We start from the raw sequence: 16,054 nt of genomic DNA, 5'->3' as shown, positions 1-16,054 counted from the left end.
CGGAAGGGAGTGGCCTTGACAGTGCCCCTTCGTTTCGCTAACCAGGTTAGCGAGTGGAGGCGTCAGGCCGGAGCGAGGGCGGCGTCGATCAGGACCTCGGCGGCGCGGCGCGCGTGCACGGCGGCCTCCGGGTCCGCACCGATCGCCGCCGTGCTCTGCGCCCCCTCGGCGAGGAGCGAGAGCTGGGCGGCCAGGCCCACCGGGGCGCCGGTCGCCGCGACGAGCTCCGCCATGTACTGCTGGAACGACGCCTTGTGCGCGCGGACGATGCCGGCGACCTCGGGGCTCGTGCCCCCGAGCTCTCCGAATGCGTTGATGAAGGCGCAGCCCCGGAACCCGTCGCTGCAGAACCAGTCCTCCAGGTAGCCGTAGACCGCGAGGAGGCGGGCGCGCGGGTCGTCGCCGCTCTGCGCCACGGCGGCGGTGAGCCCCTGCTCCCACTCGGCGTGCTTCCGCGTCAGCACCGCCGCGACGATGTCCGTCTTCGCCGGAAACAGCGAATAGAGGCGCCGCAGCGACACCCCGGCGGCGGACCGGAGCTCGTCCATGCCGACCGCCGCATAGCCCTTGCGATAGTAGAGCTCCTCCGCGGCGGAGAGGATGCGTTCGCGCGCCTCGTCTTCGGTCATGTCCAGAAGTCTACTTGACATGAGAACGAACGTTCTCTAGATTGATCACATCAGGCGAGAACGATCGTTCTCACCGGCATCGGAAGGAACACATCATGGGTTACATCACCGTCGGCACCGAGAACACCACCCCGATCGAGCTCTACTACGAAGACCAGGGCAGCGGTCAGCCCGTCGTGCTGATCCACGGCTACCCGCTCAACGGGCACAGCTGGGAGCGCCAGACCCGCGAGCTCCTCGCCCAGGGGTACCGCGTCATCACCTACGACCGCCGCGGCTTCGGACAGTCCTCCAAGGTCGGCTCCGGCTACGACTACGACACCTTCGCCGCCGATCTGAACACCGTGCTCGAAACCCTCGACCTCCGCGACGTCGTGCTCGTCGGCTTCTCCATGGGCACCGGCGAGCTCGCCCGCTACGTCGGCCGCTACGGCCACGAGCGCGTCGCGAAGCTCGCCTTCCTCGCGTCGCTCGAGCCCTTCCTCGTGCAGCGCGACGACAACCCCGAGGGCGTGCCGCAGGAGGTCTTCGACGGGATCGAGACCGCCGCCAAGGACGACCGCTACTCCTGGTTCACCCAGTTCTACAAGGACTTCTACAACCTCGACGAGAACCTCGGCACGCGCATCAGCCAGCAGGTCGTCGACGCGAACTGGAACCTGTCCGTCACCAGCGCCCCGGTCGCCGCCTACGCCGTGGTCCCGACCTGGATCGAGGACTTCCGCGACGACGTGAAGGCCGTGGCCGCCGCTGCCAAGCCCACGCTGATCCTGCACGGCACGAAGGACAACATCCTGCCGATCGACGCGACCGCCCGCCGCTTCCGCCAGGCCGTGCCCGAGGCCGAGTACGTCGAGGTCGAGGGCGCCCCGCACGGCCTCCTCTGGACCCACGCCGACGAGGTCAACGCCGCCCTGACGCAGTTCCTGGCCCGGTAACCCTCGTTCGAATCGCCCGAATGGCCCCATTTCCTCCGGAGATGGGGCCATTCGGGCGATTCGAAGCGGGTCAGCGGGAGCGCCAGAGCAGCCAGACGAAGTACGGGGCACCGATCAGCGCGACCACGAGACCCGCCGGAAGCTGCGCGGGGGCGATCACCGTCCGGCCGATCGTGTCCGCGATGCCCACGAGCAGCCCGCCGAGGAGCACCGCCGTCGGGATCACTCGCGAGTGCCGCGCGCCCACCAGGGCCCGCGCCGCGTGCGGCGCCACGAGCCCCACGAAGCCGATGACCCCGATCGCCGTCACGCTCAGCGCCGCGAGGACGGCCGCCACCAGCAGCAGCGTCAACCGGACGGGCTCCAGCCGGATGCCGACCAGTCGCGGGGTGTCCTCATCGAGCGACAGCACGTCGAGCTCCCGGCGACTCATCACCACGAACGGCACCGCGATCACGAGGACGATCGCCAGCGGGATGACCTGCTCCCACACCCGCCCGTACGTCGTCCCGGAGAGCCAGGTGTAGATCTTCGGGGTGTCCCACGGGTTCGAGCGCAGTAGGAAGAAGGTCGTGAGGGAGACCGTGAAGTACGAGACCCCGATGCCGATGAGCAGGAAACGGTCCGCGTTCAGGCCGCCCCGCCACGACAGCAGGTAGACGAGGGCGAAGGCGAGCAGCGAGCCGGTGACGGCTCCCGCGATCATCCCGCCCGTCGACGACGTGATGCTCGTGATCACCAGCACCGCGCCGAGCCCGCCGCCGCCGGTGACGCCGAGGATGCCCGGGTCGGCGAGCGGGTTGCGGCTCACCCCCTGGATCACGGCGCCGGAGAGCGCGAGCGCCGCGCCGGCGACCACGGCGGCCACGATCCGCGGCGCGCGCTCGTCGAGGGCGAAGGCGATGGGCGCGGGAGCCTGCCCCTGCAGCCATAGCGCGATGTCGCCGGTGAGCAGCCAGGTGTGCCCGGCGAGCAGTCCGAGCAGCAGCACCCCGACCACGCCGAGGGCGACGAGGGCGAGGGTGATCCGGAAGCGCAGGCGGCTGCGCACCCCGAAGCGCACCCGCGGAGGCTCGCGCGTGGGACCGGCGTCGCGGAGGCGTCGGGCCATGAGCACGAGCACGATCGCGCCGAGCAGCGTCGTCGCGACGCCGGTCGGGATGAGGATCGCGGCCTCCGCGCCGATCAGCGCGCGCAGGAGGGCGTCGGAGAGGATGACGACGAGGGCGCCGAGGAGCCCCGACGCGGGGATCAGCAGCAGATGGCGGTTCAGGCTCGGCACCACCCGCGTCAGCAGCCGCGCGAGCACCGGCGCACACAGCCCGACGAAGCCCATCGGCCCGGCGAGCGTCACCGCGACCGCCGTGAGGGTGACCGCGAGGAGGATCCCGATGGTCCTGGTCGACCGGATCGGCACGCCGAGCGACGAGGCGGTGTCGTCGCCCAGGGACAGGATGTCGAGGCGCCGCGCGAGCACGAGGGCCAGCACCGTGACGACCACGACGACCGGAGCCGCCTGCAGGAACGCGGTGAGTCCGAGCTGCGACAGGCTCCCGCTCCCCCAGGCGAGCAGTCCCTTGGTCTCCTCGTCGAACAGGATGAGCAGGGTCGAGGTCGCGGCCTGGAAGGCGAGCGCCAGCGCAGAGCCCGCGAGGATGAGGCGGGTCGTGGACGACCCCGCCCCTCCGGCGAGTCCGAGCACGATGCCCGCGGCGACGATGCCGCCCGCGAACGCCACCGCCCCGGAGGCCCACACCGGCACGGCGATCCCGAACGCGGCGAGCGCCGTGACGGCGAGGTAGGCCCCGGCGGTCACGCCGAGCGTGTCGGGTGACGCGAGGGCATTGCGGGCGAGGGACTGCAGCAGGATGCCGGCGACGCCGAGGGCCACGCCCACCGCGACGCCGGCGGCGAGCCGCGGCACCCGCGATCCCCAGAGGACGTCGGCGTCGGCGAACACCGCGCCGCTCGTGCCCTGCGTGAGGTGCCAGCAGGCGACCGCCACCAGCACGACGGCGAGAGCGACGAGCACGCCGACGCCCGTCCACACCGCGGGCTTCCGACCCTCCGCCCCCACGCGGACGGCGGACGCCGGGGCGTCAGGCTCCGCGGTCGCCGTCGCGTCGTCGAGGCGGAGGGTCTCCGTCACTTCGAGAGCACCTCGAGGTAGCCGTCGATGATCTGCGCGGTCGAGCGCGGGCCGCCGAAGGTCCAGATACCTGCCGGGAACGCGGTCAGGCGGTCCTCCGCCACCGCGGGGAGCGAGGTCCACGCGGGGTTGTCCGCGAGGGCGTCGACGAAGCTCTCGGAATCCGGGTCCGCGGTGCCGGTGTAGAACAGGTTCGCGTCGCCGACCGTCGTCATGCCCTCGACATCGGTCTGCCCGAGGCCGTACACGGGGTCGACCTCGCCGGTCCAGGCGTTCGTCAGCCCGAGCTCCTCGCCCACCTCGCCGACGAGCGAACCCTGGCCGAACGGACGCAGCGCCACGTTGCCGCCGTCGACCCAGCCGTCGAAGAACACGAAGTCGGTGGTGGCGAGGTCGCGGTCGGCGAGCTCGGCCTTCGCGGTGTCGAGGTGCTCCTGGAACTCCTCGGTGACGACGTCGGCCCGCTCCCCGCGGCCGGTGACCTGGGCGATGAGGTCGAAGGTGTTCAGCATCTTGGCGATCGGGTCCTTCGCATCGGCGCCGATCGTCGCGAGCACGGGCACGTCGTAGGCCTCGAGCTGCGCGACGATGGGGTCGTCCGCGGCACTGACCTCGACGATCACGAGGTCGGGGTCGGTGCCGAACAGCGTCTCCAGGTTCGGCTCCTGGCGGGTGCCCACGTCGACGACGCCCTCCGGCAGCTCCTCCGCGGTGACCCAGGTGCTGTACCCCTCGGCGTCGGCCACCGCGACCGGCGTCACGCACAGCGACAGGGCGTCCTCGATCTGCTGCCACTCGAGCACCGCGATCCGCTCGGCCGGCGTGTCGAGCTCGACCGTGCGGCCGAGGTCGTCGGTGACGGAGACCGCCCCGGTCGAGGTGCTCGTGGTGTCGTCCGTGCAGCCCGCGCTCGTCGAGGTCGGGGCGTCCGATCCCTCGGCGGACGGCGTTTGCGTGGTGCCGCAGCCGGCGAGCGCGAGGGTGAGGGCGCCGCCGAGGGCGAGCACGGCGAGGGAGGTCTTCTTCATCGGTGGTTCCTTCAGGGGTCGGGATCAGGAGGCGGAGGGGGCGCGGAGGCGACCGTGGTGGCGACCGCGCGGACGCACCCGCACCAGCCCGGTCTCCTCGTCGAGGGCGGTGTCGATGCGCAGGCCGTACACGTGCGAGAGGTTCTCGCCGGTGAGCACTTCGGCGGGCGCCCCCGCCGCGTGGACCCGGCCGCGGTGCATCAGCACGACGTCGTCGGCGACCGAGGCGGCGTGGTCGAGGTCGTGCAGCACGACGCCGAGCGCGGTGCCGTGGTCGTCGGCGAGCTCCCGCACCAGGTCGAGGGTCTCCACCTGGTAGCGCAGGTCGAGGTGGTTGGTCGGCTCGTCGAGCAGCAGCACCCCGGTGTCCTGGGCGAGTGCGGTCGCCAGCCAGACGCGCTGCAGCTCGCCTCCGGAGAGCTGGTCGACCGGACGGGCGGCCATGGCGGAGAGGCCGGTGAGGGCGAGGGCGCGCGCCACGGCCGCTCGGTCGGCGTCGCTCACGCCGGAGAACCGTCCGCGGTGCGGGTGGCGGCCGTAGGCGACGACGTCGGAGACCTCGATCCCGGACGGGTGCGGCCGGGACTGCGACAGCATCGCGACGGTCTTCGCGAACTCCTTGGCGGAGAGGGCGGCGGCGTCGCGCGACTCCGCGCCGCCGACGCGCACGGTCCCCGCCTCGATGCGGTGCAGCCGCGCGAGAGCGCGGAGGACGGTCGACTTGCCGCTGCCGTTCGGTCCGATCAGCGTGGTCACCCGGCCCGGCGCGAGGCGCAGGGATACGTCGTGCACGACCCGGGTGCGGCCGTAGCCGAGGACGAGGGACTCCCCCTCCAGGCTGTGGCGATCGATGGCCTCGGTCATCTCAGCCCCGCATCGCGACGCCGCGGCGCCAGTAGCCCATGAAGGCGACCTGCGTGCGATCGACGCCGAGGTCCTTCACGAGGTGCCGTCGCAGCGTCGTCACGACACCGCTCTCGCCCGCGATCCAGAAGTAGCGGCCGGCGCGGTCGTCCTCACGGGGGATCTCCTCCCCCAGGCTCGAGTACTCGGGGGTCTCCCACAGGAGGTCCTCCCCCTCGATGTCGGTGACCCGGATCTCGTCCCCGGCGTCGTCATCCCCCAGATACTCGAGCACCGCGGGGATGAGGCGAAGGCCGTGCGGCTCGCCGATGTCGCGCGGGAGCCAGTGCACGTCGACCCCGGCCGGCACGTCGATCGCGAGCACGTCGGCGGGCGACGGCACCTCGATGAAGGCGACGCCGCGGAGGTCGCGCGGGGCGTCCTCCAGGATGCGGGCGATGGCGGGGGCCGCGGTCTCATCCCCGACGAGAACCACCGAGGTCGCCGCCCCCGGCGCGTACTCCGCCCCGCCGTGCGCGACGACGCCGCGGCGCGGGCCGACCAGCCACAGCTCCTGACCCACCGCGGCGGTGCTCGCCCACCGCGAGGCCGGACCGGTGAGTCCGGGCTCGAGGTGCAGCACGAAGTCGATGTCGACCTCGGTGCGGCCGTCGTCGGCGACCCGCAGCTCGCGCACGGAGTAGGTGCGCATCGAGCCGCGCTCCTCCTCCGGGACGGCGAGGTACGAGCCCCACCAGTCGTACGTCGACCGGTCGATCTCCGCGAGCACGCCGGACGCGGGCGGGAAGACGAGCTTGACCCGGCTGTCGTACACCTCCCCCGGCGTCCCCAGCTCGCTGAGCTCCTCGCCGCCGAGCGTCACCCGCACGAACGACGGGGAGACGCGGTCGACGCCGCGCACCTCGGCGCGGGTGAGGATGTAGGTCGGGCGCTCGGTCGTGGTGGATTCAGCGGACATGATGCCTTCCGATGGGGGTGACCATCGGCTTGCCGGAGACCGGGTCGATGGTGATCTGGTTGGGGAGGCCGAAGACCTCCTGCACGAGTTCGGCGGTGACGATCTCCTGCGGGGCGCCGATCGCGTGCACGCGACCGTCCTTCATGGCGACCAGCTCGTCGGCGTAGCGCGCCGCGAGGTTGAGGTCGTGCAGCACCATGACGATCGTGGTGCCGCGCGCGACGCTGAGGTCGGTGAGCAGGTCGAGCACCTCGACCTGGTGGGCGACGTCGAGGAACGTCGTCGGCTCGTCCAGCAGCAGGATGTCGGTCTCCTGCGCGAGGGCCATCGCGATCCAGACGCGCTGCCTCTGACCGCCGGAGAGCTCGTCCACGCTGCGGTCGGCGAGGTCGCTGATCCCGGTCGCGTCCAGGGCGTCGGCGACGACCTCGTAGTCGTGCGCGCTCCACCGCGACAGCGCCCGCTGGTGGGGATGACGTCCGCGACCGACGAGGTCGGCGACGGCGATGCCCTCGGGGGCCACGGGCGACTGCGGCAGCAGGCCGAGGATGCGCGCGACCTCCTTCGTGGGGCGGGCGTGGATGGACTTCCCGTCGAGCACGACCTCCCCGTCCCCCGGCGACAACAGGCGGGCGAGGGCGCGCAGCAGCGTCGACTTGCCGCAGCCGTTGGCGCCGACGATCGTGGTGATCTTCCCCGGCGCGATCTGCAGGTCGAGGCCCTCGACCACGGTGCGGTCGCCGTAGGAGAGGGTGACCCCCTCGGCGGACAGGCGGTGGGCGGCGGTCACAGCGAGCCTCCGGTGCGGTTGGTGCGGATGAGCAGGTAGATGAGGTACGGCGCGCCGACGACGCCGGTGACCACGCCGACCGGGTACCGCGCGCCGAGCGCGAACTGGGCGATGAGGTCGCCGCCGAGCACGAGCACCGCGCCGACGAGGCCGCTGGGCAGCAGCAGCGTGGCACCGGGACCGGTGAGCCGCGCGGCGATGGGTCCCGCCATGAACGCGACGAACGCGATCGGCCCGGTGGCAGCGGTCGCGAAGGCGAGGAGGGCCACGGCGCCGAGGATGAAGACGAGGCGCGTGGCGGTGACCCGCACGCCGAGCCCCGCGGCGGACTCGTCCCCGAGCTGGAGCGTGCCCAGCGCCCGGCCCTGCGAGAGCAGCAGCGGCACGAGGATCGCGGCGGCGATCGCCATCGGCAGCACCCGCTCCCACGACGCGTTGTTGAGGCTGCCGGTGAGCCACTGCATCGCGGTCTGGATGTCCCAGTTCGCGGCCCGGGACAGCAGGTAGGAGATGACGCTCTGCAGCATCGCCGCGACGCCGATCCCGATGAGGATGAGGCGGGTGCCCGCGAAGCCGGCCTTGATGGCGAGGAGGTAGATCGCCAGCGCGGTGACGAGGGCACCGACGAGCGCGAGCAGTGAGACGGCGGGGCCGTTGAGCGAGAGCACGACGATGCCGAACACCGCGGCGGCGCCGGCCCCGTTCGAGATGCCGATGATGTCCGGCGAGGCGAGCGGGTTGCGCAGCATGGTCTGGAACGTCACGCCCGCCATACCGAACGCGAGGCCGGTGAGGACGGCGAGGACGGCGCGCGGCAGGCGCAGGTCGCCGACCGTGAACGAGGCGCCGGGCACCGTCTCGCCGAGGATCACGCGGACGACCTCGTCGAGCGGGTAGAACGTGTTGCCGACCATGAGCGCCACCGTGAAGAGCACGACCACGACGGCCCCGAGCGCGACGGTGACCACGGCATGACGGCGGTGGCGTGCCCGGCGGCCGGCGATGACACGCGCGGTGCGGGCGGCGGCGGACTCGTCGCCGCGGACGAGGGTGTGCTCGGTCGTGCTCACAGCTCCCGCACCTTCTGTCGGCGGACGATCCAGATGAAGAACGGCGCCCCGATGATCGCCGTGATGATACCCACCTGGATCTCCTCGGAGGACGGCGAGATCACGCGTCCGACGATGTCGCTCGCGGTGAGCAGCGCGGCGCCGGCGAGGGCCGAGAACGGCAGCAGCCAGCGGTGGTCTGTGCCCACGAGCATCCGGCACATGTGGGGGACGATGAGCCCGACGAACCCGATCGGCCCCGCGATCGCCGTCGCCGCGCCGGCCAGGATGACCGCACCGAGGGCCGACAGCATCCGGGTGCGCAGCACGTGCTCGCCGAGCCCCTTGGCCATGTCGTCGCCGAGGGCGAGGGAGTTCATGCCCCGTGCGCACAGGAAGCAGATGAGGGCGCCGACCGCGAGGACCGGCGCGGTGATCGCGATCCGCGGCCACTCCGCCCCGCCGACGCCGCCGATCTGCCACGACTGGAACGTCTGCAGCAGGTCGACCCGCGGCAGCATGACCGCGCTGATGAGCGAGGCGAACGCGGCGGAGGTCGCCGCCCCCGCGAGGGCCAGCTTGAGCGGGGTGGCCCCGCCACGGCCGAGGGAGCCGACGGTGTAGACGAACACGGCGGCCGCCGCGGCGCCGACGATCGCGAAGGCCATCTGCCCGTAGGGATTGCTGAGTCCGAAGAACGCGATGCCGAGGACGACCGCGAACGAGGCGCCGTTCGAGACCCCCAGGAGGCCGGGGTCGGCGACGGGGTTGCGGGTGACGGCCTGCATCGTCGCTCCCGCGAGGGCGAGGGCCGCCCCCACGAGGAGCGCGAGCACCGTGCGGGGGATGCGCTTGACGACCGCGGCCTGAGCGATCGTGTCCGACTGCCCGGAGAGCGCCGCGAGGATGTCGTCGAGGGTGACCGCCCGCACCCCGAACGACACCGAGAGCACGACGAGCACGAGGATCACACCGACCCCGGCGAGCAGCCAGAGGGTGCGTACCACCGCCGGACGCCGCAGGGTGGCGGCGTCCGGCGCGAGGACGGGTGCTGAGATCACGACGACTCTCCGCTGGGGGGCGGACGCGGAGCTTACTTCGCGAGCGGCGCGGCGAGGATGGCCAGGTAGTCCTCGAGACCCCACGGGATCGACAGCGCCGACGGGTTCGCCGATGCGGCGATGGGGGTGGCGTCCGGGAGGATCGCGACGCGGCCCTCCGCGATGGCCGGGATCTTCGACAGCAGCGGGTCGGCCTGCAGCGTGGCGAGGGTGGAGTCGTCGCCGTAGGTCACGAGCGCGTCGACGTCGTCGAACTTCTGCGCCTCCTCGGCGCTCACCTGCAGGTAGAACTGGTCGCTGTCCTCGTTCTCCTCCACGATCGCGGGGAGCGGCAGGCCGAGGTCGTGCAGGTAGCCGGGGCGCGTGTCGGCCGCGGTGTAGTAGCCGATCTGGCTCAGGTCGCTCGGGTCGAAGTAGGCGAACAGCACCTTCTTGCCCTCGAGCGCGCTGTTGGCCGCGAGGGCCGCGTCGGCGTCGGCGTGCAGGTCCTCGATCAGGGCCTCGCCCTCAGCCTCGAGCCCCAGGGCCTTGGAGTTCATCTCGACCATGTCGTCGACGGACGTGCCCCACGCGACGTCGGGGTAGGCGACGACCGGGGCGATCTTGGAGAGCGTGTCGTACTCCTCCTGCGTGAGGCCGGAGTAGGCGGCGAGGATGACGTCGGGCTCGGTGTCGGCCACGGCCTCGTAGTCGATGCCGTCGGTCTCGTCGAAGAGCACCGGGGTCTCGCCACCGAGCTCGTCGAGCTTCTCCTCGACCCAGGGGAGGATGCCGTTGTCGTCGTCGTCGCCCCAGGTGGCCTTGCTCATGCCGACCGGGACGATGCCGAGGGCCAGCGGCACCTCGTGGTTCGCCCACGCGATGGTCGCCACGCGCTCGGGCTTCTCGTCGATGGTCGTCTCGCCGTAGACGTGCTCGATGGTGACGGGGAACGCGTCGTCAGAGGCCGGGTTGCTCCCGGCGGACGCGGTCGACTCCGGCGCGGAGGACGAGCAGGCGGAGAGCGTCACGGCGAGCGCGGCGGCCGCGCCGAGGGCGAGAAGTCGAGAGGTGCGCACAGGCGTTCCCTTCGGGATGGGAGATGGGGTGTCGACGCGAGAGCGTCCGGCCTTTGGTAAGCCTCGCCTAATCTAACACGGAGGTTAGGACTGCCTCACTCCCGTTTCGAATCGCTCACCTTGTCCCATCCGGCGCCCGGATGCCGCAAAGTGGGCGATTCGAAGGTGTCGGGGCAACGAAAAAGCCGGCCGGACCCGTACGGATCCGGCCGGCTTCAGGAAGTCAGCGCACGCTCAGAGAGCGCGGATGTTCGCCGCCTGCATGCCCTTGGGGCCACGCTCAGCGTCGAATTCGACCTTCTGGTTCTCGCGGAGCTCCTTGAAACCGGAGCCGGCGATAGCCGAGTAGTGGGCGAAGAGGTCTTCGGTGCCGTCATCGGGAGCGATGAAGCCGAAGCCCTTCTCTGCGTTGAACCATTTCACAGTGCCAGTGGCCATGTGTTTTCTACTTTCTGTTGACCGGCCGCTCGCGCGGCCTGCATCATGCCGATGATCCGACATGCATGCTCGGTCACGCTACCACGGCCGACTGACCGGATGCCGCCTCTTCGGCCGTGCGATGGGCGAGTGCCGCCTCGGTGCGCGTGCTGACACCGAGTTTGCGCAGCACCGCCGAGACGTGCACGCTGACGGTCTTCACACTGATGAACAGGCGCTCCCCGATCTGGCGGTTGCTCAGGCCCTCAGCGATCAGGGCGAGTACCTGCCGCTCCCTGGCCGTCAGCTGCTCCGCGTCAGCCTCGCGGGGTGCGGTCGGACGTACCCCGGACGCATCGCCGAACCGTGTCAGTGCCTTCTGCAGCGGCACGTGGCCGAGTCGCTCGGCGATCGCCGTCGCCGCTGCCAGCACGGCAGCCGCCTCGGCGCGCTCCCCGGCGGCGACGTGCAGCCGGGCCCGCTTGAGCCGGAGCACCACCCGGAACGTCACGGGAACGTCGTCCCCGTCCGCACACACCAGCGCCTCGTCGACCACCGCCGGCTCCGGTTCGAGAAGGGCGTGCAGCACCGTCGACCACGCGTCGTCCTGGAGTTCCGGCGGCTGTACCTCCCACGCCGTCCGCACCGCCGCGACCGCCGCCTCGACGTCCGCGCCGCCCGCACGCAGCGCCGTCACGAGGGCCCCCGCCTCCAGGAGCAGCCGCCGCTGATGCAGCAACGCCGGACGCTCGTCCTCCAGCATCGCCAGGATCACGTCGAGCGCTCCGCGGAGGTCGCCCTGACTCTCGGCGACGGCGACCTGCATCGTGATCCGGTCGTACCAGATTTGCCGCTCCGAGACTCCGGTCTCCTCGAACGCCGGCAGCCACTCCTGCAGGGTCTCGGCGGCCTCCGCGGCCCGGCCCCGCCAGGCGAGCACCCGCACCCGGGTCATGCTCACGTACATCCGGAACACGCGCAGCGTGCCCTGCAGGAAATCGCGGGCCAGCATGTCCTCGACCTGGTCGATCTCCCCGAGCTCCAGCAGCGGCACGATCATGTTCTGCGCCATGATCGAGCCCGAGGTGCGCTCGACGCGGAGCTCACGGGCTCGCCGCAGACCCTCCTCCGCGACGGCGACCGCCTCCCGATAGCGGCCCAGCAGCGTCAGCAGGTCGGAGTAGTTGACGCGGTAACGCATCTCGGCCGTCGATCCGGCGGCGAGGTCGCGTGCCCGTCGGTACTCGCGCACCCCCTCCGCGACCCGTCCGAGGTGCGCCAGCGACCCGCCACGGACGTTCGCGGCGATCGAGAGCTGGTCCGTCGTCGCGGCGCCCGCCGCCCGGCGCTCCGCCTCGTCGGCGAGGCGGATGGCCTCCTCCCGGTCACCCGCGATCATGCGACGACTCGCGAGCTGATTCAGCAGTTCCGCACGGAACACGTCGTCGTCGACCCGCTCGGCGAGCGCCAGCGCCTCCTGAAGCAACGGGACGGCTCCGAGACGCCCGAGGTTGACGAGGTACAGCGCCTTGTTGCGCAGCAGCCGGGCGTGCAGTCGCGGGTCGACCGTCGCCGCGTCGACCTCGCTCAGCGCGACGTTGGCGACCGCGAGCGCGCGCTCCCCGTCGCCGGCGTTGCGCAGGACCGACCCGAGCACGTGGAGGAGGTCGAGACGCGCGAAGCCCGTCGCCTCCGCCGCGTCCGGCACGAGCGGCCAGAGCTCGAGGACGAGCTCGCCGAACCGCGCCGCGCTGGCGAAGGCGTACTGGGCCTTCGCCTGCCGCATGGCGTCGGCGGCGGCCGCGATCGCACGACGATCGTCCTGCGCGAGCTGCCAGTGGTAGGCCGACGCCGCCGCGTCGTCGCCCCCGCCCTCCTCCAACGCCTCGGCGTAGGCCCGGTGCAACCGCGCCCTCTCGCCGGGGAGCAGATCGCCGTGCACGGCCTCCCGCAGCAGTGCGTGGCGGAACCGGTAGTCGTCTTCGCCCACGACGATGATGCCGCTGCGCACGGCCTCACGGACGGCGTCTTCGACACGATCCTCCGGAAGGTCGACGAGGCGCAGCAGCAGCGGATCCGTGAGCGGCCGCTCGGCGCCGGACATCACCTGCACCACACGGCGCGCGTCGTCACCGAGGCGGTCGAAGCGGGCGAGCAGCAGGTCGCGCAGGCTCTCCGGCAGGGGGCCCTGGGCGCACCCGGCGATCTCCTCGACGAAGAAGGGGACGCCCTCCGCGCGCACCTGCAGCCGCTCCAGCGCCGTCGCGGTCGGCGCGCGTCCCGTGATCTGTGCGACCAGCTCGCCGACCGCCTGGTCGTCGAGTCGCGGCACGGTCATCCGTTCGAGCAGTCGCGCCCTCGTGGCCTCGCCGATGAACCGGCTCACCGCGTCGCCTCGGCGCACATCGTCGGTGCGGCAGGTGATGAGCAGCAGGAGGCGGCCGCGGTCGAGCGTGCGCAGCAGGAAGGAGAGGATCGCGAGGGTCGAGTCGTCGGCCCAGTGCAGGTCTTCGACGACGATGACCTGCGGCGCCAGCTCCGTGGCGGCCTCGATGAGGGAGGCGATCGCGTCGCGCAGGCGTTCGGGGCTGGTGTGGTCGCGAGCGGCGGGGGCGTCGACGAGCTCGGGCAGCAGCATGCCGAGCGCCTCGACGCCCACGCCGACCGCCTCGCGCACACGCTCCGCGCCCAGCCGCTCCACGAGCGAGCGGAGGATGCCGGCGAGCGGGCCGAACGGGGCGCGCGAGGTGCCGAGGTCGAGACACCAGCCCCCGTGCACGTCGGCCGCGGTCGCGATCTCGGCGCTGAACTCCCGCACCAGCCGGGACTTGCCGATACCCGCCTCGCCCTCCACGAGCAGCGCGGCGGGCACACCCTGGCGCACGCCGTCGAACAGGCGGCGCATCCCGGCGAGCTCGGCATCACGCCCGACCATCGCGGCGGTGGGGGCTGGGGCCATGGACCCATCGTGCCACTGCCCGCGGACATCCGGAGGGCCGGGGAAGGACAGGACGACGCCGTCCGTCATCGGGCGACGGCCGGATCGCACGCCGCTGTGCGCGGAGCCTGCGGCGCCGACGCTCGCCCGCGTCCGAGGCGCAGCAGCCGGCGCAGCGGACCCGCAGGACGCGGCACGATCTGGTCCGCGTGCTCGATGAGCATCCGGCGCCGGGCGACCGCGCGCTCGATCTGCTCCTGCTCGAAGACGGTGACCTGATGGATGAGGGAGGGGTGCTCGAACATGATGTCTCCTCGACGGTTCGGTGTATCCCTACACTCCGCTCTGAGGTGCCCCCTCGACATCGGACGGATGCCCTATCTTCCGCGCCCTCTTCCCGCCCACCTCCCTACGCCGACGCAGGCCCCCGCGCCGCATCAGGCTCCTGGCCCACCCACCCGCCTGAGCCCGCGCGAACGCCTGCCCTCCCAGAGCGAGCGCCGCGCGGACGGACGAGCCCCCTCCGGCACGAGGATCGCGAGCACCCGCACGAGCGTCGTCATCCACAGCAGTCCGAGCCCGACGACGACCGCCTCCACCGCGGTCACCGGGAAGAAGCCGAGCGGCCACCACAGCACCACGGCCCCGACCACGAGCACCCCGACGGCGACGGAGGTCACCACGAGGGCCAGGGGCCGACCGGGGACGATCAAAGTCGTCGCCGCGGCAGCCCCGAGGAAGAGGAGCAGTGCCGCGACGGCTGCGATGTCGTGCGGCACGGGGGCTCGATACAGCGGCAGGAGCCCGACCGCGGCGAGAGCGAGCCCGGCCGCCGCCCACAGCACGACCACGGTCGCGATCCGGGACAGCGCGTGGTCCCCGAGCAGCCGATGCAGATCGCGACCGATGTACGAGCCGACGGTGGCGATCAGCAGCCCGGCGACGACGAGGGTGCCGTTGAACGCCCACCCCACCCCGAGCTGAGAGAAGTTCTCCTCCCACCACCGGGGGTCGACGGCGGTCACCATCGCGAACAGCGTGCCGATCACGAGGAACCCGAACAGGAGCCCGGCGAGGTCCGCGGTCCGGAGCCCGATTCCCGCACCGAAGGCGAGTCGTCCGCCGACCGCGGCCGCGACCCCCGTGAGCAGCCCGCCGCCGATGGCTCCGAGCGCGAGGCCGCGCAGGCCCGCCGCGAGCACCTCGGCCGTGAGCAGCACACCCATCGCCGTCACCGCCCCGAACGCGACGGTGAGGGCGGCGGCCGAGAGGCGCGACACGACCCGTTGCCAGCGCGGCATCGCGGCTGCCTCATCGCGACGGTGCAGGAGAGTGCTGACGACGAAGGCCAGGGCCGCGACACCGCCGGCGACCCCCGCAGCGGGCAGCGCCAGTCCTCCCTCACCCGTCAGCGGCCGCGGCGGGCCGGCGAGGAGCAGCGCCCCAGCGAGAGCTCCCCCGACGAAGCAGACCACGGTCGCGAGCACGGCACGCCCCTCGCCGCGCAGACGCTCCCTCGTGTCCATGCGCCCATGCAAGCACGCCCCTCCGACGCCCGCAGCCCTCACACGCGACGAGGCCCGGGCCGCGCGCAGCGATCCGGGCCTCGAAGAGGATGCGTCAGGCGTCCACGTCACCGCGCCAGGCGCCGGTCTCGACGCCACGGCCCTCGATGAACTCCTTGAAGTTCTTCAGGTCCTTCTTCACCGCGTGGGATCCGGCGCCGACCAGGGCACCGACCTTCTCCAGGAGTCCCTCCGGCGCCCAGTCGAGCTGGACGGTCACACGCGTGGTGTTCTCGTCGATCTTGTGGAACGTCACGACGCCCGCGTGCTCGGTCTCGCCGCCGACGCTGTTCCACGCGACGCGCTCATCCGGGTGCTGCTCGGTGATCTCGGCGTCGAACTCACGCTCCGCGCCCCCCACGTTCACCTTCCAGTGCGTGTGGGTCGCGTCGATCTGCGTGATGGAGACGACCTCGTCGAGGAACTTCGGGAAGCTCTCGAACTGCGTCCACTGGTTGTACGCCGTGCGGACGGGAACGTCGACGTCGATGGTCTCGATGATCTGCACCATGGGGATGCTCCTCACTTGTTCGTCGTTCGTGTGCTTCCATTCAGCCCGCTGCGGGCGAGATCGGCGATGGGGTTGACATCGGCGCGACTACCGTGGAGG

At 71.9% G+C, this 16,054-nt stretch carries 15 protein-coding genes; 1 reads left to right on the top strand and 14 read right to left on the bottom strand.

Annotation, left to right across the window (positions count from 1 at the left end; translation table 11 throughout):
- Window positions 1-62: 62 nt before the first annotated feature.
- Window positions 63-629 (bottom strand): TetR/AcrR family transcriptional regulator, encoded by a 567-nt coding sequence (locus tag AC3B5L_RS01675; RefSeq protein ID WP_187663042.1) that lies wholly within the window; start codon window positions 627-629, stop codon window positions 63-65.
- A gap of 95 nt (window positions 630-724) precedes the next feature.
- On the opposite strand from AC3B5L_RS01675, the gene AC3B5L_RS01670 reads away from it, so the two are divergent.
- Window positions 725-1,567: an alpha/beta fold hydrolase gene (locus tag AC3B5L_RS01670; RefSeq protein WP_187663041.1), complete on the top strand. Its 843-nt coding sequence runs from the start codon at window positions 725-727 to the stop codon at window positions 1,565-1,567.
- A 70-nt stretch (window positions 1,568-1,637) separates the two neighbouring features.
- Here the strand turns inward: AC3B5L_RS01670 and AC3B5L_RS01665 are convergent, their stop codons facing one another.
- The 13 genes from AC3B5L_RS01665 to AC3B5L_RS01605 form a co-directional block, all read right to left on the bottom strand.
- Window positions 1,638-3,716 (bottom strand): iron ABC transporter permease, encoded by a 2,079-nt coding sequence (locus tag AC3B5L_RS01665; protein ID WP_187663040.1) that lies wholly within the window; start codon window positions 3,714-3,716, stop codon window positions 1,638-1,640.
- The gene (locus tag AC3B5L_RS01660) at window positions 3,713-4,744 is read right to left on the bottom strand and encodes an ABC transporter substrate-binding protein (protein WP_187663039.1); all 1,032 of its coding nucleotides are present in this window, start codon (window positions 4,742-4,744) and stop codon (window positions 3,713-3,715) included. Before AC3B5L_RS01660 ends, AC3B5L_RS01665 begins: the two co-directional genes overlap by 4 nt.
- A 24-nt stretch (window positions 4,745-4,768) precedes the next feature.
- On the bottom strand, window positions 4,769-5,608 hold the full coding sequence (locus AC3B5L_RS01655) for an ABC transporter ATP-binding protein (protein WP_259954923.1): 840 nt from the start codon (window positions 5,606-5,608) through the stop codon (window positions 4,769-4,771).
- A gap of 1 nt (window position 5,609) precedes the next feature.
- Window positions 5,610-6,566 carry a siderophore-interacting protein gene (locus tag AC3B5L_RS01650; protein ID WP_490096138.1) on the bottom strand — a complete coding sequence of 319 codons (957 nt, stop codon included), beginning with the start codon at window positions 6,564-6,566 and terminating at the stop codon, window positions 5,610-5,612.
- Window positions 6,556-7,356, bottom strand: a complete 801-nt coding sequence (locus AC3B5L_RS01645; RefSeq protein ID WP_136051913.1) for an ABC transporter ATP-binding protein — start codon at window positions 7,354-7,356, stop codon at window positions 6,556-6,558. Before AC3B5L_RS01645 ends, AC3B5L_RS01650 begins: the two co-directional genes overlap by 11 nt.
- On the bottom strand, window positions 7,353-8,426 hold the full coding sequence (locus tag AC3B5L_RS01640) for a FecCD family ABC transporter permease (RefSeq protein ID WP_490096137.1): 1,074 nt from the start codon (window positions 8,424-8,426) through the stop codon (window positions 7,353-7,355). Before AC3B5L_RS01640 ends, AC3B5L_RS01645 begins: the two co-directional genes overlap by 4 nt.
- Window positions 8,423-9,466, bottom strand: a complete 1,044-nt coding sequence (locus AC3B5L_RS01635) for a FecCD family ABC transporter permease (RefSeq protein WP_363445000.1) — start codon at window positions 9,464-9,466, stop codon at window positions 8,423-8,425. The genes AC3B5L_RS01640 and AC3B5L_RS01635 overlap by 4 nt, the downstream gene beginning before the upstream one ends.
- 32 nt (window positions 9,467-9,498) lie before the next feature.
- Window positions 9,499-10,524 (bottom strand): iron-siderophore ABC transporter substrate-binding protein, encoded by a 1,026-nt coding sequence (locus AC3B5L_RS01630; RefSeq protein WP_490096136.1) that lies wholly within the window; start codon window positions 10,522-10,524, stop codon window positions 9,499-9,501.
- A gap of 234 nt (window positions 10,525-10,758) precedes the next feature.
- A complete protein-coding gene (locus tag AC3B5L_RS01625) occupies window positions 10,759-10,962 on the bottom strand; it encodes a cold-shock protein (RefSeq protein ID WP_025104028.1) in 204 nt (67 codons plus the stop codon).
- A 73-nt stretch (window positions 10,963-11,035) separates the two neighbouring features.
- Entirely contained in the window at window positions 11,036-13,900 is a 2,865-nt protein-coding gene (locus AC3B5L_RS01620; protein ID WP_490096135.1) for a helix-turn-helix transcriptional regulator, read from the bottom strand.
- A 65-nt stretch (window positions 13,901-13,965) separates the two neighbouring features.
- Window positions 13,966-14,184: a hypothetical protein gene (locus AC3B5L_RS01615; protein WP_187663032.1), complete on the bottom strand. Its 219-nt coding sequence runs from the start codon at window positions 14,182-14,184 to the stop codon at window positions 13,966-13,968.
- A gap of 132 nt (window positions 14,185-14,316) precedes the next feature.
- Window positions 14,317-15,405, bottom strand: a complete 1,089-nt coding sequence (locus tag AC3B5L_RS01610) for a hypothetical protein (protein WP_490096134.1) — start codon at window positions 15,403-15,405, stop codon at window positions 14,317-14,319.
- 94 nt (window positions 15,406-15,499) lie between these two features.
- Window positions 15,500-15,955 carry an SRPBCC family protein gene (locus tag AC3B5L_RS01605; protein WP_187663031.1) on the bottom strand — a complete coding sequence of 152 codons (456 nt, stop codon included), beginning with the start codon at window positions 15,953-15,955 and terminating at the stop codon, window positions 15,500-15,502.
- Window positions 15,956-16,054: the final 99 nt, after the last annotated feature.

The sequence above is a fragment of the Microbacterium sp. C-MGS6 genome, from assembly GCF_058140415.1.
The sequence above is the reverse complement of the archived record's forward strand: the minus strand, read 5'-3'. Positions and strand labels throughout refer to the sequence as shown.